The 18,111-nt window shown below is 70.9% G+C and carries 17 protein-coding genes; 11 read left to right on the plus strand and 6 right to left on the minus strand.

The annotated features are described in order from the left end of the window. Positions 1 to 118: 118 nt before the first annotated feature. Positions 119 to 571: a nuclear transport factor 2 family protein gene (locus AB0I51_RS43100; protein WP_362984102.1), complete on the minus strand. Its 453-nt coding sequence runs from the start codon at positions 569 to 571 to the stop codon at positions 119 to 121. Positions 572 to 772: 201 nt separating this feature from the next. On the opposite strand from AB0I51_RS43100, the gene fabG reads away from it, so the two are divergent. The 3 genes from fabG to AB0I51_RS43115 are packed head-to-tail and all read left to right on the plus strand — an operon-like array spanning position 773 to position 3,782. Further along, positions 773 to 1,558, plus strand: a complete 786-nt coding sequence (gene fabG, locus AB0I51_RS43105) for a 3-oxoacyl-ACP reductase FabG (protein ID WP_362984104.1) — start codon at positions 773 to 775, stop codon at positions 1,556 to 1,558. A gap of 35 nt (positions 1,559 to 1,593) precedes the next feature. Next, on the plus strand, positions 1,594 to 2,538 hold the full coding sequence (locus AB0I51_RS43110) for an aromatase/cyclase (protein WP_362984106.1): 945 nt from the start codon (positions 1,594 to 1,596) through the stop codon (positions 2,536 to 2,538). After that, positions 2,535 to 3,782, plus strand: coding sequence for a cytochrome P450 (locus tag AB0I51_RS43115; RefSeq protein WP_362984108.1), 1,248 nt, complete (start codon positions 2,535 to 2,537; stop codon positions 3,780 to 3,782). The genes AB0I51_RS43110 and AB0I51_RS43115 overlap by 4 nt, the downstream gene beginning before the upstream one ends. 249 nt (positions 3,783 to 4,031) lie before the next feature. On the opposite strand, the gene AB0I51_RS43120 is transcribed toward AB0I51_RS43115, so the two are convergent. Continuing rightward, positions 4,032 to 4,589: a hypothetical protein gene (locus AB0I51_RS43120; protein ID WP_362984110.1), complete on the minus strand. Its 558-nt coding sequence runs from the start codon at positions 4,587 to 4,589 to the stop codon at positions 4,032 to 4,034. Positions 4,590 to 5,152: 563 nt separating this feature from the next. Between AB0I51_RS43120 and rsgA the strand changes: the two genes are divergently transcribed. The 3 genes from rsgA (at position 5,153) to AB0I51_RS43135 (ending at position 8,290) form a co-directional block, all read left to right on the plus strand. Next, positions 5,153 to 6,253 carry a ribosome small subunit-dependent GTPase A gene (rsgA, locus tag AB0I51_RS43125; protein WP_362984174.1) on the plus strand — a complete coding sequence of 367 codons (1,101 nt, stop codon included), beginning with the start codon at positions 5,153 to 5,155 and terminating at the stop codon, positions 6,251 to 6,253. 97 nt (positions 6,254 to 6,350) lie between these two features. Then, positions 6,351 to 7,781 (plus strand): AlkA N-terminal domain-containing protein, encoded by a 1,431-nt coding sequence (locus tag AB0I51_RS43130; protein ID WP_362984176.1) that lies wholly within the window; start codon positions 6,351 to 6,353, stop codon positions 7,779 to 7,781. Then, positions 7,778 to 8,290, plus strand: coding sequence for a methylated-DNA--[protein]-cysteine S-methyltransferase (locus AB0I51_RS43135; protein WP_362984112.1), 513 nt, complete (start codon positions 7,778 to 7,780; stop codon positions 8,288 to 8,290). The genes AB0I51_RS43130 and AB0I51_RS43135 overlap by 4 nt, the downstream gene beginning before the upstream one ends. Here AB0I51_RS43135 and AB0I51_RS43140 read toward each other — a convergent pair. Beyond that, positions 8,287 to 8,658 carry a PPOX class F420-dependent oxidoreductase gene (locus AB0I51_RS43140; RefSeq protein WP_362984114.1) on the minus strand — a complete coding sequence of 124 codons (372 nt, stop codon included), beginning with the start codon at positions 8,656 to 8,658 and terminating at the stop codon, positions 8,287 to 8,289. The two genes, AB0I51_RS43135 and AB0I51_RS43140, sit on opposite strands and share 4 nt — an antisense overlap. Before the next feature lie 172 nt (positions 8,659 to 8,830). On the opposite strand from AB0I51_RS43140, the gene AB0I51_RS43145 reads away from it, so the two are divergent. After that, positions 8,831 to 10,069, plus strand: a complete 1,239-nt coding sequence (locus tag AB0I51_RS43145) for an SGNH/GDSL hydrolase family protein (RefSeq protein ID WP_362984116.1) — start codon at positions 8,831 to 8,833, stop codon at positions 10,067 to 10,069. A 10-nt stretch (positions 10,070 to 10,079) separates the two neighbouring features. On the opposite strand, the gene AB0I51_RS43150 is transcribed toward AB0I51_RS43145, so the two are convergent. Together AB0I51_RS43150 and AB0I51_RS43155 are read right to left on the minus strand one after the other, a co-directional pair. After that, complete coding sequence (locus AB0I51_RS43150) at positions 10,080 to 10,562, minus strand: DUF456 domain-containing protein (protein ID WP_362984117.1); 483 nt, start codon at positions 10,560 to 10,562, stop codon at positions 10,080 to 10,082. Between the two features lie 36 nt (positions 10,563 to 10,598). Then, positions 10,599 to 11,579 carry a helix-turn-helix transcriptional regulator gene (locus AB0I51_RS43155; RefSeq protein ID WP_362984119.1) on the minus strand — a complete coding sequence of 327 codons (981 nt, stop codon included), beginning with the start codon at positions 11,577 to 11,579 and terminating at the stop codon, positions 10,599 to 10,601. Positions 11,580 to 12,046: 467 nt separating this feature from the next. Here AB0I51_RS43155 and AB0I51_RS43160 point away from each other — a divergent pair, with 467 nt between their 5' ends. Both AB0I51_RS43160 and AB0I51_RS43165 read left to right on the plus strand, forming a co-directional pair. Next, positions 12,047 to 13,606: a protein phosphatase 2C domain-containing protein gene (locus AB0I51_RS43160; protein ID WP_362984121.1), complete on the plus strand. Its 1,560-nt coding sequence runs from the start codon at positions 12,047 to 12,049 to the stop codon at positions 13,604 to 13,606. A gap of 73 nt (positions 13,607 to 13,679) precedes the next feature. After that, on the plus strand, positions 13,680 to 15,422 hold the full coding sequence (locus tag AB0I51_RS43165) for a pyruvate dehydrogenase (RefSeq protein ID WP_362984123.1): 1,743 nt from the start codon (positions 13,680 to 13,682) through the stop codon (positions 15,420 to 15,422). On the opposite strand, the gene AB0I51_RS43170 is transcribed toward AB0I51_RS43165, so the two are convergent. Then, positions 15,419 to 16,498 (minus strand): helix-turn-helix transcriptional regulator, encoded by a 1,080-nt coding sequence (locus AB0I51_RS43170; protein ID WP_362984178.1) that lies wholly within the window; start codon positions 16,496 to 16,498, stop codon positions 15,419 to 15,421. The genes AB0I51_RS43165 and AB0I51_RS43170 overlap by 4 nt on opposite strands. Before the next feature lie 183 nt (positions 16,499 to 16,681). Between AB0I51_RS43170 and AB0I51_RS43175 the strand changes: the two genes are divergently transcribed. Together AB0I51_RS43175 and AB0I51_RS43180 are read left to right on the plus strand one after the other, a co-directional pair. Further along, entirely contained in the window at positions 16,682 to 17,152 is a 471-nt protein-coding gene (locus AB0I51_RS43175; protein WP_362984125.1) for a hypothetical protein, read from the plus strand. Between the two features lie 517 nt (positions 17,153 to 17,669). Continuing rightward, on the plus strand, positions 17,670 to 18,068 hold the full coding sequence (locus tag AB0I51_RS43180) for an ATP-binding protein (protein WP_362984180.1): 399 nt from the start codon (positions 17,670 to 17,672) through the stop codon (positions 18,066 to 18,068). Positions 18,069 to 18,111: the final 43 nt, after the last annotated feature.

Raw genomic sequence — 18,111 nt, forward strand, 5'->3', positions numbered from 1 at the left:
GTCGCGGTGTCGCGCTCGGTGGGGCGGCCGGGGGGGGCGGGGCCCCCCCCCCCCCCGCGGGGGGGGGGGGGGGGCCCCCCCGGGCCCCCCCCCCACCGTGTTCCGACGACGACCGCTACTACGGCCTCGGCAGGTCGTCACGGTGGATCCGGCGGTCCTTCACCAGCCATCCGCCGTCCCGGTGCACCAGCACGTCGTCGCACGTACTGCTCGACCGGATCTCGGGGGTGCCGTCACGCGGCGTCTCGACCACCAGGGCATAGCTGCTGACCAGCAACTCCTCGCCGTTCCCGGGCTCGACGGACAGCATGCCCAGCCAGTGGCGACGCTGGATGCCCCGACGGGCGTAGTCGTCCACGGCGGCACGGGCTGCGGTCGCGATGCCGGCGCGGCCAACGACCGGCTGGGGAAAGGCATTCGCGGCGAAGACGCCGTCGGCGGTGAACGTGTCCGCCCAGTACTCCGCCCTGCCGTCGTCCAGCAACCGCATCTGCCGTGCGTAGAACTGGTGGATCAGCTGGTACAGGCCGGTGGGACCGGAGTTGGTGGACACCGTCTGGGCGATCGACATGCTGGTTCCTTCCTGATCGGGCCACGGGTGGCCGGACCGCGCGCTCTGTGGCGCGGGCCCCACGAGAGTCGTCCAAGCGGCTCCAGCCCTCCTCGACGCGGGCTTGAGGCGAGCCGTCGGGTGTCCAGCGGTGTTCGACCTCGGTTCGAGCAGACCGGGCCACGGTGAAACCCGACATCACCGACCACGGGAGTGCTGAGCATGGCGAACGACGAACGGCGGGTCGCCCTCGTCACGGGTGCCACCAGCGGCATCGGGCTGTCCGTCGCCCAGGACCTCGCCCGCACGGGCCTGGCCGTCTTCATCTGTGCCCGCGACGCGGACGCAGTGAAGGAGACGGTGGAGCAACTGCGGGCGGCCGGGCACGAGGCCGACGGCACGTCGTGCGACGTACGGGACAAGGCCGCTGTCCAGACGCTGGTGGAGTCCGCCATGAGCGCGTACGGCCGTGTCGACGTCCTCGTCAACAACGCCGGCCGGGGCGGCGGAGGGGTCACGGCCGACCTCCCCGACGAGATCTGGTACGACGTGATCGACACCAACCTCAACAGCGTCTTCCTGGTCACCCGGGAGGTGCTGAAGAGGTCCGGTATGCAGGAGCGCGGCTGGGGCCGCGTCATCAACATCGCCTCCACGGGCGGCAAGCAGGGCGTGGTGCTCGCGGCGCCCTACTCGGCGTCCAAGCACGGGGTGATCGGCTTCTCCAAGGCGCTCGGCAAGGAGCTCGCGCCGACCGGTGTCACCGTCAACGCCGTGTGTCCGGGTTATGTGGAGACGCCGATGGCCCAGCGTGTGCGCGCGGGTTACGCCGCCGCCTGGGACACCACCGAGGACGACATCCTGCGGCAGTTCCAGGCCAAGATCCCGCTGGGGCGCTACTCGACGCCGCAGGAGGTGGCCGGCCTGGTCGGCTACCTGGCGACCGACACCGCCGCTTCCATCACGGCCCAGGCGTTGAACGTCTGCGGTGGCCTCGGCAACTACTGATCCCCGGCAGGCCGGGACAAGAGGGAGGGTTCGACGTGTCCGAAAGCCACCACACCCTGCACACCACCGAGATCGACGCCCCGGCACGGGTGGTCCACGACATCATCGCGGACGTCACGCGCTGGCCCGTGTTCTTCGCTCCCAACATCCATGTGGAGCACCTGGAACAAGGCGAGCGCACGGAACGCATCCACATCTGGGCCATGGCGGGCGGCGAGGTGAAGCAGTGGACCTCGCGCCGGGACCTCGACCCGCAGACGCACACGGTCCGGTTCCGGCAGGAGGTGTCGGCCGCGCCGGTCGCCTCGATGGACGGCACCTGGTGCGCGAAGACCCTGTCCGCGTCAAGGACCCGGCTGGAACTGCACCACGACTTCACCGTGGTCGACGACGCCCCCGAGCATGTGGCCTGGGTACGCGCCGCTCTGGACGGCAACAGCGACGCGGAGCTCGCAGGCATCAAGCGGGTCGCCGAGCGGCACGACGAGATGGACGCGCTGATGTTCGCTTTCGAGGACACGGTGCACATCGCGGGCGAGGCCGACGACGTCTTCGACTTTCTCCACCGCGCCGACCTGTGGCCACAACGCCTGCCGCACGTGACCCGGCTCGATCTGACCGAGGACGAGCCGGGCTTGCAGGTCATGGCCATGGACACCAAGGCCGCGGACGGTTCGGTGCACACCACCGAGTCGGTCCGGGTGGTGCGCGGCACCGACCGGATCGTCTACAAGCAGACCACGGTGCCCGCGCTGATGACCGCGCACACCGGAAGCTGGATCCTCGTGCCACGGGACGGCGGAGTGGACGCCACCTCGCACCACACCGTCGTCGTCAAGCCCGAGGCTGTCGAGGAGGTGCTCGGGGCGGGCCGCACCGTGGCCGACGCCAGGGCCTACATCCACCGTGCCCTGAGTACGAACAGCAAGGCGACCCTGGGCCACGCCAAGCAGTACGCCGAGGAGCGCCGGGCCGCGTGAACGACTTTCCCCGACAGCACAAGGAGACCGGTCAGATGGGTGGTCCGCACTTTTCCGACGCGATGCGGCGCACGCTCGCCCACTACACGCACATGCGCCGTGAGGAGCCCGTCAGCCATGACCCGCGGTCCGGCCGGTGGCAGGTGTTCCGCTACGCGGACGGTCTGCGGGTGATGCAGGAGGCCGAGACGTTCTCCAACGACATGAGCGAGTTCATGCCCTCGGTGGAGGAGCTCGTCGCGTTCCAGAAGGGCAACTTCCAGAACATGGACATGCCCAGGCACCGGGTGCTGCGCGGTCTGGTGAGCCAGGCGTTCACTCCCCGGTTCGTGGAGAGCCTGGAGCCGCGCATCGGGGAGGTGACCCGGCGACTGCTGGACGCCGCGGAGGAACGCGGCGACACCATCGACATAGTCTCCGACCTGGCCCACCCGCTGCCCGTCACGGTGATCGCCGAGGTGATGGGGCTGCCCCGCGAGGATCACGGCCTGTTCCGCAAGTGGGCGTACGCCCTGTTGGTGGACAACGGTGTGGACGCCATCCGCAGCGAGGAGGGCGTGGCCGCGATGGCCCCGTCCATCCGGGAGATGAACGACTACCTGGGCAGCCATGTACGCCGGCACCGCGCCAGGTCCGGCACCGGCCTGATCCACGACCTGATCCGGGCCGAGGCCGACGGCCGACGGCTGGACGACCAGGAGATCGTCGGCTTCCTCGGTCTGATGCTCATCGCCGGATTCCTCACCACCAGCGCACTGCTCGGCAATGCAGTGCTGTGCCTCGACGAACACCCGAAGGACACAGCGGAGTTGCGCAAGGACCCCGGTCTGTTGCCCTCCGCCATCGAGGAGGTGCTGCGCTACCGCTCACCGCTGATCTGGCTCGATCGCAGGGCCGCCCGCGACACCCGGCTCAGCGGCCACACGGTCCCCCAGGGAGCTCTGGTGAGCGTCGCTCTGGTGTCGACCGCCCGGGATCCCGAGGCGTTCCCCGACCCCGACACCTTCGACATCGCCCGGCGCCCCAATCGACATCTGTCGTTCGGCAAGGGCGCCCATGTGTGCCTCGGCGCACCGCTCGCCCGCCTGGAGGCGCGCGTGGCACTGACCGAACTCCTCACCCGCTACCCCGACTTCGCCGTGTCCACCACGCAGCCACCGCAGTTCCACGACCCGGAGGGACTGCAGGCACCCAGTCGACTGCCGTTGCGGGTCACCCGCATTGCCGGCAACCCGATTCGTTGACCGCACGGGACACCTGGACATCGCGTCGGCTGAGCCGCCATGTGGCTCAGCCGACGCGATGCGAACAACGAACGGGGGCCATTCGCCGCACGCACCGTTGAGGGCAGCAAGGTCCAAGGGCGCGGGGGATTGTCCATTGACGAGTGCGTCCTGTTCCACAGCCTCGTGGCACCCGAAGGGATCGAAGAATCCCTTGCCCATCTCCAACATTCCGCAGCCTGCGACCCAAGAAATTGCGCCCGGGGTTCCTCAGTACGGAGCCATGACCAGATCGCCGATAACTCCAAGTCCGACTTGAGCCGCCAACCAGGGCGCGCGTTCGGCCTCGACCTGCTTTACGTGAACGAAAACGGTGTGATCGGTGGAGAGCTCCGTCAGATCGAGATCGCGGACGTTCACGCACAGCGTCACGAACGCACCTCTCGTACCACCGACACCCAGGCCCACCTCAGGGGCCTCGGGCCAGGCATTGAAATCCCACCGAACCGAGGCGGGACTTTCGCCCACCGCCTTAAGGAACGGCTCAACCGTCTCGGGGGACATGGCCCAGCCCCGCAGCCGGATGGGGAGGTGTGCTGCTGAATCGTCTCCCTTGTCCGACGAGCCGTCCCGGTCCCCCTCGGCCCACCAGCCGGCGTCCGGAATCAATTCCAGCAGTGCTGCGAGAACGTCTGTCGAGGAGACCCGTGCTTCGAAGTCGACTTCGAGATCTCGCAGGTCGGCAATCGCGAGCAGCTGCTCCACAATTTGCAGTCCCGCCGAGAGATCCGTCGTTCTGAGGATGGGCCGCCCATATGAGTTGGACATGGCGGTCATTCTGCCACTGGCGTGTCTTCGGCTATAGGGCCACCTGCGTACCACGATGTGCCGCAGTGGGTGTCCCACGGCACTGAATTCGCTCCGGTCCCCCGACGAGCGTGGCTTGGCGGGGCACCCGAAGTCGCTTCGCCAGTCCGCGGCGACATCCTCGCCGGCATCGCGGCTGATGTCGGCCGGGCCACCATGACTTGGTGTGGGGACGGGAACGGGACCCGACGGTCTCCGGCGCGGTGGCGGTAGCCGTTGCCTCGGACCATGTGGTGTCGGCGTCGTAGCCGGCTGGGAGAGACGGTTGGTGTGCCGAAATTCGCTGGCGCCGCGGCCCGTGCACCTTCTATGGTCGGTGCCGTTGGAGCGGCAACCGTGTGTTGCCGCAGGTGACTTGGCTTGTGTTTGGGGAGGTGTGACCGATGGCTGTCTCTGTGGTGGGCGTTGCCCGCATCCGGAAGTTCATCAAGTCCACTCCCGTGGTCTCCGGCTGACTCTCCATCTCTTCCCGCGTCTGTGTGCGCGGTGCCGGGGCCACCCTTGTGAAGGGTCACCCCTTGTCTTTGTTCTCTTCTGCTCGGGTTTCCGCGCACCCTCTCGCCGCCTACGGCTGGGACGCGGACTGGGAGGCCGAGTTCGCTCCCTTCGCCGGGCAGGGTCTGCTGCCCGGTCGTGTCGTGCGGGTCGATCGTGGCCTGTGTGATGTCGTCACACCGGTCGGCACCGTCCGTGCCGACACCGAGTTTGTCGTTCCCCGTGACCCGATGAAGGTCGTGTGCACGGGGGACTGGGTCGCCGTCGACCCCGCGGGCGGCGACCCGCGCTATGTGCGGACGCTGCTGCCCCGTCGTACCGCGTTCGTGCGTTCCACCTCCTCCAAGCGGTCCGAGGGGCAGATCCTCGCGGCCAATGTCGATCACGCGATCGTCGCCGTACCGCTGACCGGGGATCTCGACCTCGGCCGTATCGAACGGTTTCTCGCGCTCGCCTGGGAGTCCGGTGCCCAGCCCCTCGTCGTGCTCACCAAGGCCGACCTCGTGCCGGATGCGGTGACGCTGTCGTATCTCGTCCAGGACGTGGAGACGACGGCGCCGGGTGTGCCGGTGCTGAGTGTGAGTGCCACGACCGGGGAGGGGGTCGACGTGCTCGCCGCGGTCGCCGCCGGTGGTACGTCCGTGCTGCTCGGGCAGTCGGGTGCGGGCAAGTCGACGCTCGCGAACGCGCTGCTCGGCGAGGACGTGATGGATGTGCAGGTGACGCGTGACGTGGACGGCAAGGGCCGTCATACGACCACCACGCGCAATCTCCTCGCACTGCCCGGCGGCGGTGTCCTGATCGACACGCCGGGGCTGCGCGGGGTCGGACTGTGGGACGCGCAGACCGGGGTCGGGCAGGTGTTCGCCGAGATCGAGGCACTGGCGGGACAGTGCCGTTTCCAGGACTGTGCCCACATCGCGGAGCCGGGGTGCGCGGTGCTCGCCGCTGCCGAGTCGGGTGAGCTGTCCGAGCGCCGGCTCGACAGCTACCGCAAGCTCATGCGTGAGAACCAGTGGATCGTCGCCAAGACCGACGCCCGGCTCAGGTCCGAGCAGCGCCGCGACTGGAAGCGGAAGGGGGCGGAGGGGAAGGCGGCCATGGAGGCGAAGCGGGGGCGTTGGGCTTAGGTGCGGCAGGGGGCTCGCCCGGCTCGGCCCCGACCTCAACGCCGCGTCCGATTTCCGCCAGCCCCGCCCCCGGGGATGGCGGAGACTGGACGGCGTGATGGACGAAGACAGCAGGTACGAGGCCGTACGGAGCCGGGACGCCCGGTTCGACGGTGAGTTCTTCTTCGGCGTCGCGACCACCGGGATCTACTGCCGGCCCAGTTGCCCGGCTGTGACTCCGAAGCGACGCAACGTGCGGTTCTTCATGACTGCCGCCGCCGCGCAGGGCTCGGGGTTCCGGGCCTGCCGGCGGTGCCGTCCGGACGCCGTGCCGGGGTCGGCCGAGTGGAACGTGCGCGCCGATGTCGTGGGCCGCGCCATGCGGCTGATCGGCGACGGAGTGGTGGACCGCGAGGGTGTCGCCGGGCTCGCCGTACGGCTCGGATACAGCGCACGGCAGGTCCAACGGCAGCTCACCGCCGAACTCGGCGCCGGTCCCGTCGCCCTCGCCCGGGCCCAACGGGCGCACACCGCACGCGTACTCGTGCAGACCACCGACCTGCCGATCACGGAGATCGCGTTCGCGGCAGGCTTCGCCAGCGTGCGTCAGTTCAACGACACGATTCGCGCCGTGTACGCGTCGACCCCCAGCGAACTGCGCACCAACGCGCCCCAGCCACCGGCCAAGTCACCTGCAAGGGAGCAGGACAACGGGACCGTCCCCGCCGCCGAACCGTCCGCCGGAGTTCCGCTGCGGCTCGCGCACCGAGGCCCGTACCAGTCCGCCGCCGTCTTCGGCCTGCTGCAAAGCGAGGCCGTCCCCGGCATCGAGGAAGTCACCGGTACCCCGGGCCACCGCACGTACCGCCGTACCCTCCGTCTTCCCTACGGCACCGGAATCGTCGCCGTCGACGAATGCCCCGGCACCCTCAAGGGCGTGTCGCGCCCCCATACCGGCGGCTGGCTCGACGCCCGGCTGCATCTCACCGACCACCGCGACCTGACCACCGCCGTACAGCGCCTGCGACGCCTCTTCGACCTCGACGCCGACCCGTACGCCGTCGACGAGCGGCTCGGCGCCGACCCCCGGCTCGCCCCACTCGTCGCCGCCCGGCCTGGCCTGCGTTCACCGGGCGCCGCCGATCCCGAGGAACTGGCCGTACGGGCGCTGGTGGGGCGGGCCGAGTCCGAGCGGCTGGTTCGGCGCTACGGCAGGACACTGGACGCCCCGTCCGGCGCCCTCACCCACCTCTTCCCGGAACCGTCGGTACTGGCCGAGGCCCTGCCCGGCGATCCCCTGGCCGGCCTCGTCACCGCCCTCGCCGACGGCACCGTACGACTCGACGTCGGCGCCGACCGGGACGACGCTCAGGCCGCCCTGCTCGCGCTGCCCGGTATGGACGCCGCCACGGTCGCCGTCATCCGCGCCCGCGCCCTCGGCGACCCCGACGTGGCACCGTCCGGTGCCGACATCCCGGACGGCTGGCGCCCCTGGCGTTCCTATGCCGTACAACACCTGCTCGCAGCAGGGGAGTTGGAGTTGCCATGACCATCCGCTGGACGAGTTTCGAGAGCCCCTTGGGACAGTTGCTCCTCACCGCCGACGACAGTGGCGCCCTTACCTCCCTCTCCGTCCCCGGCCAGAAGGGCGGCCGTACCGTCCAGCCGGAGTGGCGGCGGGACCCCGGCCCCTTCCGCGCGACCGGCGAACAGCTCGCCGCCTACTTCGCCGGTGAACTGAAGGAATTCCAGCTGGAGTTCCACACCTCCGGCACGGAGTTCCGGGAGCGGGTGTGGAGCGCGCTCGACTCCGTTCCGTACGGCGCGACGACGACGTACGGCGAGATCGCCGCCCGGATCGGCGCGTCCCGGGCCGCAGTGCGGGCCGTGGGCGGGGCGATCGGCGCCAACCCGTTGCTGGTCGTCCGCCCCTGCCACCGGGTGATCGGTGCCGACGGATCACTGACGGGCTATGCGGGCGGCCTCGACCGGAAGGTCCAACTCCTCACCCTGGAGGACGCGTTGGACTCCTCGCACCCGCTGGAGTCCTCGAACTAGTCGGCCTCCAGGCCCCAACTGTGGATCCGCCGCGGATGGATGCGGATCACCTCCTCGCTCATGTGCGGCCCCAACTCGTGCGCGCCGACCAGGAGTTCGGCCTCGCCGCGGATGTCGATGCCGCGTACCCGCCACGGGCTGACGCTGACGATGTCGTCCACGACCAGCGCGACCTTCGGGTTCGCCCGCAGGTTGCGCCACTTCTTCGTCGCACCCATCGCATATCCGCCGACCAGGATCGTCCCGTCGTCCTGCGGGAAGAAGCCGACGGGATTGGCCTGCGGCTGTCCCTGGGGGTCGACGGTGGCCAGTCGCCCCAGCCGCTGCGACTTGAGGTACGCGCGCTCGGCCTCGGTGAATTCGGTCATGACCGCAGCCAAACACGCCTGCCCGCCCACCGCATCGGCTTCAGGGACCAGGACTTCCGTCCTACTCCGGACAGGCGGATACGGCCGCGGCCACCGGTGATGCTCCGCCGTCCGCCCCGCTCCGCATGCCACGGTCGCCTCCTCGTGATCGGCGGGGAGAGGCGGAGCGCTCATGGTCGGGGCCGGACGGATCGGTGTGGCACTGCTGGTACTGGTGCTGGGAGCGGGGGTCGGACAGGGAACGGCGACGGCCGAGGCTGCGGCGGCCGAACCTCTCGACACCTGGACCGGGACCTGGGAGGCCGCCCCCTCCGGCACCACCGCGGCCCATCCCGGCGCCTCCTTCCGCAACGTCGTGCATCTCAGCGTCGGCGGCGACGCCGTCCGCGTCCGGCTCACCAACCGGCTCGGCACCGCGCCCCTCCGCCTCGACACGGTGACCGTCGCCCTGCGCGGGACCGGTCCGGACGCCGTGCCCGGCTCGATGCGCACCGCCACCTTCAACGGCGGCGCCGGCGCGGTCACGATCCCGGCGGGCGAGGACCTCGTCACCGACGCCGTCCCGCTCGCCGTACCCGACGCGGCGGACCTGCTCGTCACGGTCCACACGCCCGACGACTCCGGCCCGGCGACCTACCACCGCGCCGCCGGGCAGACCAACTACCGCACCCCGAACGGCAATTGGGCGGCCGACAGCGACGGCGCCGCATACACGACGACCACCACCTCCTGGTACTACGTCACCGGTGTCGACGTCCTCGACGCCCCGGCGGCCGGCAGTGTCGTCGCGTTCGGCGACTCCCTCACCGACGGCAACGGATCCAGCCGCGACGCCAACCACCGCTGGCCCGACCGGCTCGCCGAGCGTCTGAAAGCCCTGCCTCCGTACCGCCGCCTCGGTGTCCTCAACGCCGGGATCTCAGGCAACCGTCTGCTGCGCGACGACACCGGGCCGAGCGCGCTGGCCCGGCTCGACGCGGACGCCCTGTCGCGGTCGGGGGTGCGGGTGCTGATCGTCATGGAGGGCATCAACGACATCAAGGGCACCCCGAACGCCACCGACCCCGATGCCTTCGAGACCGCCTACCGCACCCTCGTGACCCGCGCCCGCGCCCACGGCATCCGTGTCATCGGCGCGACCCTCACGCCGTACGGCGGCAACAGCGCGTACACGGCGGCCCGGGAAGCCGTACGGCAGACGGTCAACGCCTTCATCCGGGCCGGGGCAGGCGGGCTCTTCGACGCGGTCGTCGACTTCGACGCGGCCGTCCGCGACCCGGAGCAGCCGCAGCGGATCCGGCCCGCCTACGACTCCGGCGACCACCTCCACTTCAACGACGCCGGCATGCGCGCACTCGCCGACACGGTCGACCTCGCCACGCTGGCCCCATTGACCCCGTGGACTCCGTAGACCTCAGGGGTCAGCCCCAGATCGTGGCGCCCAGCCACGCCCCCGCGATCAGCAGGCACGTGAACAGTTCGGTCAGCACGCTGGAGCCGCCCGAGCGCATCGCCGTACGCAGGGAGGCCATGGCCTCGGCGTGCCGGCCCAGCCGCAGGCGTTCGTGGAGGTAGACGCCGGCCATGAAGCCGGGGATCGCGCCGAGCACGGGCAGGAGCAGGAAGCCCAGCAGCGCGCCGGTCCCGGCGTACACGGCCATCCGGGGGGTCGCGCCGCTCGCGCGCAGCCGGCGGGGCGGCAGTGCCCAGCGCACCACATGGGAGAGGAGGAGGGCGGCCGTGGCGCCCACGAGAACGCCCCAGGAGACCGGCTGCGGATCCTTCAGCGCCCACCACAGGACCGCGGCCCACACCAGCCACGACCCCGGAACTCCGGGCACCAGGACTCCGCACAGGCCGAGCAGGATGACGACGCCGACCAGCAGGAGTTCAGCCACTCCCATCTGCCCAGCCTGCGGGATCCCGGGGGAAAACGCAGGTCAGTAACGGGTCACCCAGCCCCGTTCGTAGGCGTGCCAGCCCAGTTGCAGCCGGGTCGTCACCCCGGTCAGCTCCATCAGCCGCTTCACCCGGCGCTGGACCGTCCTGAGGCCCAGATCGAGCTGTTTCGCCACGCTCGCGTCGGTCAACCCGGCCAGCAGCAGGGACAGCACCTCCAGGTCGGTTCCGTCGGGGCCGTCCGGCTCCTGCTCGGCCGTGCCGGACACGCCCAGGCGCAGCGGGAGCGCGTCCCGCCAGACCGACTCGAAGAGCCCGCAGAGCAGTTCCAGCAGGCCGCTCGCGTGCACGACCAGCGCGGCGGGTTCGGCGGTGTGCGACGTGAGCGGCACCAGTGCGAGGGTCCGGTCGGCGACCACCAGTTTGGTCGGCACCTTGTCCACCACCCGCACCTGCTCGCCGCGGCCGAGCGCGGCGGCCAGTTCGGTGCGGCCGTCCGGCAGGTCCAGCACCGCGCGTTCGATGACGACCCGGTAGCGGACCCCGCGTCCGGCGGCCTGCTCCTCCGCGTCGTTCTCCATGCCGGTGACGGCGACCGGATTCCCGGTGACCAGCGCGCACACCTCGTCGCTCGCGCCGAGCTGCAGCTGCAGGAAACGCCGGGTGACGGCCGCGGCCCCGGTCACCACCTCCACCAGATCGTGTACGGCGGTCTCGGCGGCGGCCGCCCGGTACTCGTCGGCGAGCAGCGCGGCGGCCAGTTCGGCCTTCTCCAGTTCGTGGCGCTGCTGGGTGAGCAGGGCGCCCAGGGCCACCCCGGGCGGGGCGGCGACCCAGCGGCCGGGGCGGGCCGTCGACTGGGCGGCGAGTCCGTGCAGTTCCAGGCGGCGCAGGGCGCGCTCGGTGTCGTACTCCCCGATGGTCAGCCGGCGGGCGAGATCGGGCACGTCGGCGGCGCCGACGGACACCAGCGCCCGGTAGGCCGACTCGTGCGCCTCGTCCAGGCCTATCGCTCCCAGCATCAGGTTCCGCCCCTCCCCGAAGACCCGTCGCGCGCGCCTTGGCGGAAATCGGCCACGGCGCGAACCCGCCTCCGCACATCATCGCCGTACCACCCGTCACTCTGCCAAGGTTGCGCCACCGAGGCACCAACAGCCGTCCGTAATGCCTGGATTGGGCTTGTTCGGCCTGCGGATTCGCGCCCGTTCAGTCATAGGGGAGTCGGGCGCGAATCACAGCGGCCCTTCAGGAAGGCAAGTCACGCTCGGGTCCGGACGGCTGGATCCGCGACGGGATTCGGTCACTCGGTCGTCGCCGGGCGGTTCTCCCGTGGGGGGTGGAACCGTCCGGCGGCTCTGTGCCGTGCCGGATCGCCTTGTGGCGCACGGGTGTTCGGTACGTCATCCGACACGCCGTTCGAGAAGGGGCGCGCACCGGATTTTCCTGACGCCCCGTTTTCATCCGGCCCGCACGGTGGACAATTAGGGGCATGAGCCAGCAGGGGGGAAAGCCGCCCGGTCACGAGGACGACTGGTGGGGCCAGCTGTACGACGACTCCACCGACGACACGGGGCCCACGGCCGCGGCCGACTCCCTGGAGGACCGGTTCGCCTCGGCGGCCGGAACCGTGGACGAGAGCGCGCGTCCGGTGCCGGGGACCGTGGATGAGGACGCGGGTCCGGTGTCAGGGTCCGCAGGCGAGGGCGCGAGTCCGGAGCCCGGGCCCGTGGACCAGGGTGTGCGTCCGGTGGCCGGCTCGGGGGTTCCGGCACCGCGTGCCGGTGCGGCCGGTGCCCCCGGTTCCCTCCGGGGCGGTACGGCGGACGCCGGGGCGCCGGGCCACCGTCCGGCCCCGGCCACGCGCGACGACAGCTCGCCGTCTCCGGCCGGGCGGGGCGGCGGCGCGGCCCCACCCTTCGGCGCAGCGCCGTTCCCGCCGCCACCGCCCCCGATCAGCCCCGCCCCGCCCACCCCGCAGCTCCTGCGCGGGGCAGTCCCTGTCACCGCGCCCGCCTACCCGCCGCCCCCGAACCTCCCCGCCCTCGCACCACCCCCGCCACCCACCACACCCCCGCCCGCATCCCTCACCCTCGACTACGTGGGCTCGGGACCTCCCACCTACGACGCCGAGCCCACCGCCCTGCCGCCCGCCGACCCGGACGACCTGGACGACCTGGTCGCGGACACCGTGCTCGACGGGGCGCGGTACGGGAGCAGCACGCTGCGGGCCGCCTCCGTGCGCGGGGACTCCGCGCGGTTCCGGGGTGAGCCGCGCCGGGACTCGTTGCTGACCGCGCGGTTCGGGGTCGGGGACCAGGCCCTGGTGCTGGTCGCGATGGCGACCGGGGCGAGGGCCACCCCGGGGGCGCACCGCGCCGCCGCCGAGGCCTGTCACTGGATCGGGAGGGCCGTCGGACGGAGTCACGCGCGGCTCGCGGAGGACATCCGGGCCGCCCGGCGCGGTGATCTCAAGTCCGGTCTGCACCGGCTCACCGACCGCAGTCTCGGCAAACTCCGCGCCAGCGCCGCCGAGCAGGGCATCGACCCGGACGAGTACGCGGCCACCCTGCGCTGCCTGCTCCTCCCCGCCCACCCGGAGTGCCGTACCCGGGTCTTCTTCGGCGTAGGCCCCGGCGGTCTGTTCCGGCTGCGCGACGGGGAGTGGCAGGACATCGAGCCCTCCGCCCGGGAGGCGGCCGGCGAGGCCGTCGTCGGCTTCGGCTCGCAGCCGGCCGAGACCCCCGAGGGCGACCGGCTCACCATGGACCTCGGCATTCCGACCCCGCCGAGCCCGTACGAACCCGCCCCGGAACCGCCCCGCGAACCCTTCCGCTTCCGTGCCTCGGTCGCCCGCCCCGGCGACACGCTTCTCATGTGCACCGGAGGCCTCGCCGAACCGCTGCGCGGCGAGCCCGAGCTGTCCGCCCATCTGGCGGGCCGGTGGTCCGCCGCCACCCCGCCGGGTCTGGCCGCGTTCCTCGCCGACACCCAAGTGCGGGTCAAGGGTTATGCCGACGACCGCACGGCCGCCGCCGTTTGGGAGGCGTGAGCGCCCGGGCTGTGAATTCATGGAACCCAGAGGTATCCGCAGTACACCGGAAGCCGAAGGGCACGCGAGAACCATGGCCAAGCAGAACGTTGCCGAACAGTTCGTCGACATCCTCGTCCGCGCCGGAGTCAAGCGCCTCTACGGCGTCGTCGGCGACAGCCTCAACCCCGTCGTCGACGCGATCCGTCGCAACTCAGCCATCGACTGGATCCATGTACGGCACGAGGAGACCGCCGCCTTCGCCGCCGGCGCGGAAGCCCAGATAACCGGGAAGCTCGCGGCCTGCGCCGGCTCCTGCGGCCCCGGCAACCTGCACCTCATCAACGGCCTCTACGACGCCCACCGCTCCATGGCCCCGGTCCTCGCCCTCGCCTCGCAGATCCCGTCCAGCGAGATCGGCCTCGGCTACTTCCAGGAGACCCACCCGGAGCGGCTCTTCCAGGAGTGCAGTCACTACAGCGAACTGATCTCCAGCCCCAAGCAGATGCCCCGGCTCCTGCAGACCGCCATCCAGCACGCGATCGGCCAGTCCGGCGTCAGCGTCGTCTCCCTCCCCGGCGACATCGCCTCCGAGCCCGCCCCGGAGAAGGCCGCCGAGACCGCCCTCGTCACCTCCCGCCCGTCCGTCCGCCCGGGCGACGCCGAGATCGAGAAGCTCGTCGAGATGATCGACGAGGCCGACAGGGTCACCCTGTTCTGCGGCAGCGGCACGGCTGGCGCGCACGCCGAGGTGATGGAGTTCGCCGGGAAGATCAAGTCCCCGATCGGACACGCCCTGCGGGGCAAGGAGTGGATCCAGTACGACAACCCGTACGACGTCGGCATGAGCGGACTGCTCGGCTACGGCGCCGCCTACGAGGCCACCCACGAGTGTGACCTGCTGATCCTCATCGGCACCGACTTCCCGTACAACGCGTTCCTGCCCGACGACGTGAAGATCGCCCAGATCGACGTACGGCCCGAACATCTGGGCCGGCGCTCGAAGTTGGACCTCGCGGTGTGGGGCGACGCGAAGGAGACGCTGCGCTGTCTCATTCCCCGGGTGAAGCCGAAGGGGGACCGGAAGTTCCTCGACCGGATGCTCAAGAAGCACGCCGACGCGCTGGAGGGGGTCGTCAAGGCGTACACGCGGAAGGTGGAGAAGCAGGTCCCGATCCATCCCGAGTACGTGGCCTCCGTACTCGACGAACTCGCCGACGAGGAGGCCGTGTTCACCGTCGACACGGGCATGTGCAATGTGTGGGCCGCCCGCTACATCACGCCCAACGGCCGCCGCCGCGTGATCGGTTCGTTCTCGCACGGCTCGATGGCGAACGCGCTGCCCATGGCGATCGGCGCCCAGTTCACCGACACCGAGCGGCAGGTGATCTCGATGTCCGGCGACGGCGGGTTCTCCATGCTGATGGGCGACTTCCTCACCCTCGTCCAGTACGACCTGCCGGTGAAGGTCGTACTGTTCAACAACTCCTCTCTGGGAATGGTCGAGTTGGAGATGCTGGTCGCCGGTCTCCCGTCGTACGGCACCACCAACAAGAATCCCGACTTCTCCGCCGTGGCGCGTGCCTGTGGTGCCTACGGTGTGCGGGTCGAGAAGCCCAGGGACCTCCGAGGCGCCCTGAAGGCGGCCCTCAAGCACAAGGGCCCGGCCCTCGTCGATGTCGTCACCGACCCCAACGCGCTGTCCATCCCGCCGAAGATCAGCGCCGAGATGGTGACGGGCTTCGCGCTCTCGGCGTCGAAGATCGTGCTGGACGGCGGAGTCGGCCGCATGCTGCAGATGGCGCGGTCCAACATCCGTAACGTGCGGGGGCTCTAACCGTCGTACGGCGCCCAGCCCTTCGCCGAGTACCAGTAGTGCGGCAGGCCCTTGATGCTCGTCGTGCGGAACGGCCTGCCGTGGTCGTCGATGCGGAGGGTGCCGGTGCGGCCCTGGGAGGACCAGCCGAGTTCGAGGTACCAGCGGCAGTCGCAGGTCTGTGTCCTGGCCTTGACGAGCAGTACCTCCGGGTCCTGCGCGGAGACCCGGTACGGCAGGTGCGCCGCGGGGACCGGTGTGCCCAGGTCGCTCCCGGCGACCGGACGGGCCAGGGGGCGGCGGGCGTCCAGGTCCACCCCGAAGTAGCGGGGGCTGACCTCGCCGCCGCAGCCCTGGTCCATGGCGTAGGCGGTGCCGTGGACGGGGGTGGCCCGGCCCACGACCCGTACACGCAGCGACTCCAGGACGACCGCCGTGGTCGTCCGCCCCTGCAGCGAGATCTCGACGTCGGTCTCCCGGCCGTGCACCGCGCGCTGTCGCGCCGCCCAGGTCCCGGCGTCCTCCGGGGCAGGGGGCGGCGGAACCCGCGCGGGTGACTTCTCGACGACGTAGTCGTGGCTGCAATGGATGGCCCATGCCTGGGAGTTGGCGGTCCAGGTGACGGGCGCGGGGGCTGCGGACGGTGTGGACGGTCCGTCCTCGGGCTTGGCGGTGTCGTGGGTGGAGACCGCCGACAGGCTGCCCCACACCGCGAGTACCGCGCACACCGCGGCGGCGGTGAGCGTGAGCCGCCGTCGGTACCAGGGGCTCGGCGCCGGCGCGGGGACCTCCTCCGGCACCGGTTCGGGGACCGGGTTCCCGGCGGGCCGGGGCCGCTGCCGGGCCGCCACCGCCAGGATCCAGTACCGGTGCAGCCGCAGCCGTTCCTCGGGTGTCGCCCCGCACAGGCCCGCGAACCGCTCCACGGGGGCGAAGTCGAGGGGGACCGCCGCGCCCACGCAGTAGCGGTGCAGGGTCGAGGCGTTCATGTTCAGACGGCGGGCCAACTGGCCGTAGCTGCGGTCCGTGCGGTCCTTCAGCCGTCGCAGCAGCGCCGCGAACTCCTCGACATCCTTGTCGTCGCCCTCGCCCGACACCGTTCCCCCGTGCGTGTCGCGTCCCGGGACGGCATCCCAGGCACTCCACATATGAGGAGGTCAGCGGGGGTGGGACGGTTCCACCGTCGCGGGTTCGGTGTCGGTCGTTGCGGTCGCCCGGGCCGGGCGCCGAAGCTCTGAGCGACCACACAGCACGGCACCGAACCGAAACGGGGAACCCACGTGAACAGCAAGAAGGCCACACGCCGCACCGCCCTCGCCGCCGGCCTCGCCCTCGCCCTCGGGCTGGGCGTGGCGGCCCAGGCCTCCGCCGGCGGCCCGCGCACCGTCAGCGGCTCACCGTCCGACAACATCACCCGCATCGCCGACTTCTACGGCGCCTACATCGACGCCGAGAGCGACCTCGACAGCGGCGGCGGCAAGCTCGCCCAGCAGCTGCGCGCGTACTACCTCACGCCCGCCTACCTGAAGAAGCTGACGGCCTGGGAGGACAAGAACCACGCCGACGGTGTCCTCCAGGCGCAGAACACGCCCCTCAGCTGGAAGGTCACCGACAACGGCACCGCCGACTACACCGAGGCCGCCATCACCCTGACCTGGGGCGGCGGCGACACCACCAGACTGGTCGTCGACATGACCCGTACGACCCACAGGATCTTCCACATCGGGACGAAGGGCATCGGCGGCAAGTAGGCCTCGCCAAGGGGCTGTTCGCGGTTGCTGAGCGGCTGATTCCGGCCAGATTCGTGAAGCGTGGGCCGTCGGGGGACCAACCGCCCCACGCCTTCGCGGACTACGGCCGGATCGGCAGCCCGGCATCGGCAGTCGGTGCGATCGCCGGTGGTCAGGACGGCACGAGGTGTCTGGTCCCGGCGCCGGAGACCATGACTTCGTGGAGGGGAACGTCCCGAGCGGTCCGCCCGTGCCGCATGCTCCGTACGGTGGCCGTTCGACCGTGCGGACGCCGATGCCCCCGATTCCTCCGCTCCGCCGGATTCGGCCCAACCATGGCCGAACACCTGGTCGTTGACGATTCGACATGACTGGCGCGTTCCGCACGAGGGCATGGATCCCCGTGAACATGTTCGAGCAGGAGGGGAACCGGAAAACGGCGCAGGCGGGGGTCATGAAGAGGCAAGCACGAGGGGGCGGTCCCATGGCGGTCGGGGCCTCCTCGGCGAAAACGGTGGAGGAAACGGTCGGCAGCGCCATGGAACCGGCGCAGTCGCCTCAGCTGAGGCGCAGACTCGGACGCGCGGACCTGCGGGCGGTGCCCGAAGCACGCAGGGCGTTGCGTGAACTGTTACGGCACTGGGGGAGGCCGGGACGATCGGAGATAGCGGAGCTGCTCACGAGTGAACTCGTCACCAACGCGCTGATCCACACCGACCACGACGCCGTTCTGACGGCGACGGTCGGGCCGCGTGGACTGCGTGTGGAGGTACGGGACTTCGTGGCCCGCAGGCCCAGACTGCGCGCACCGATCGCCGACGACGGTACGCACGGGCGGGGCCTGGTCCTGGTGCAGTCCCTCGCGGACTCCTGGGGAGTGTCGTCCCACGAGGTGGGCAAGTCCGTCTGGTTCGAGCTCGATTCGGACGCGGCATGAGCAACGGGACGGGGGCGGCGTCCAGTTGGATGCCGCCCCCGTC

Origin of the sequence: Streptomyces sp. NPDC050549 (assembly GCF_040655035.1) — a bacterium.
Taxonomy (GTDB): domain Bacteria; phylum Actinomycetota; class Actinomycetes; order Streptomycetales; family Streptomycetaceae; genus Streptomyces.

What these genes read in the sequence shown, in the direction of transcription:
- AB0I51_RS43100 (WP_362984102.1), bottom strand. Translation starts at nt 571, where the DNA reads ATGTCGATCGCCCAGACGGTGTCCACCAACTCCGGTCCCACCGGCCTG.
- fabG (WP_362984104.1), top strand. Translation starts at nt 773, where the DNA reads ATGGCGAACGACGAACGGCGGGTCGCCCTCGTCACGGGTGCCACCAGC.
- AB0I51_RS43120 (WP_362984110.1), bottom strand. Translation starts at nt 4,589, where the DNA reads ATGTCCAACTCATATGGGCGGCCCATCCTCAGAACGACGGATCTCTCG.
- AB0I51_RS43130 (WP_362984176.1), top strand. Translation starts at nt 6,351, where the DNA reads ATGGACGAAGACAGCAGGTACGAGGCCGTACGGAGCCGGGACGCCCGG.
- AB0I51_RS43135 (WP_362984112.1), top strand. Translation starts at nt 7,778, where the DNA reads ATGACCATCCGCTGGACGAGTTTCGAGAGCCCCTTGGGACAGTTGCTC.
- AB0I51_RS43140 (WP_362984114.1), bottom strand. Translation starts at nt 8,658, where the DNA reads ATGACCGAATTCACCGAGGCCGAGCGCGCGTACCTCAAGTCGCAGCGG.
- AB0I51_RS43145 (WP_362984116.1), top strand. Translation starts at nt 8,831, where the DNA reads ATGGTCGGGGCCGGACGGATCGGTGTGGCACTGCTGGTACTGGTGCTG.
- AB0I51_RS43150 (WP_362984117.1), bottom strand. Translation starts at nt 10,562, where the DNA reads ATGGGAGTGGCTGAACTCCTGCTGGTCGGCGTCGTCATCCTGCTCGGC.
- AB0I51_RS43155 (WP_362984119.1), bottom strand. Translation starts at nt 11,579, where the DNA reads ATGCTGGGAGCGATAGGCCTGGACGAGGCGCACGAGTCGGCCTACCGG.
- AB0I51_RS43160 (WP_362984121.1), top strand. Translation starts at nt 12,047, where the DNA reads ATGAGCCAGCAGGGGGGAAAGCCGCCCGGTCACGAGGACGACTGGTGG.
- AB0I51_RS43165 (WP_362984123.1), top strand. Translation starts at nt 13,680, where the DNA reads ATGGCCAAGCAGAACGTTGCCGAACAGTTCGTCGACATCCTCGTCCGC.
- AB0I51_RS43180 (WP_362984180.1), top strand. Translation starts at nt 17,670, where the DNA reads ATGGAACCGGCGCAGTCGCCTCAGCTGAGGCGCAGACTCGGACGCGCG.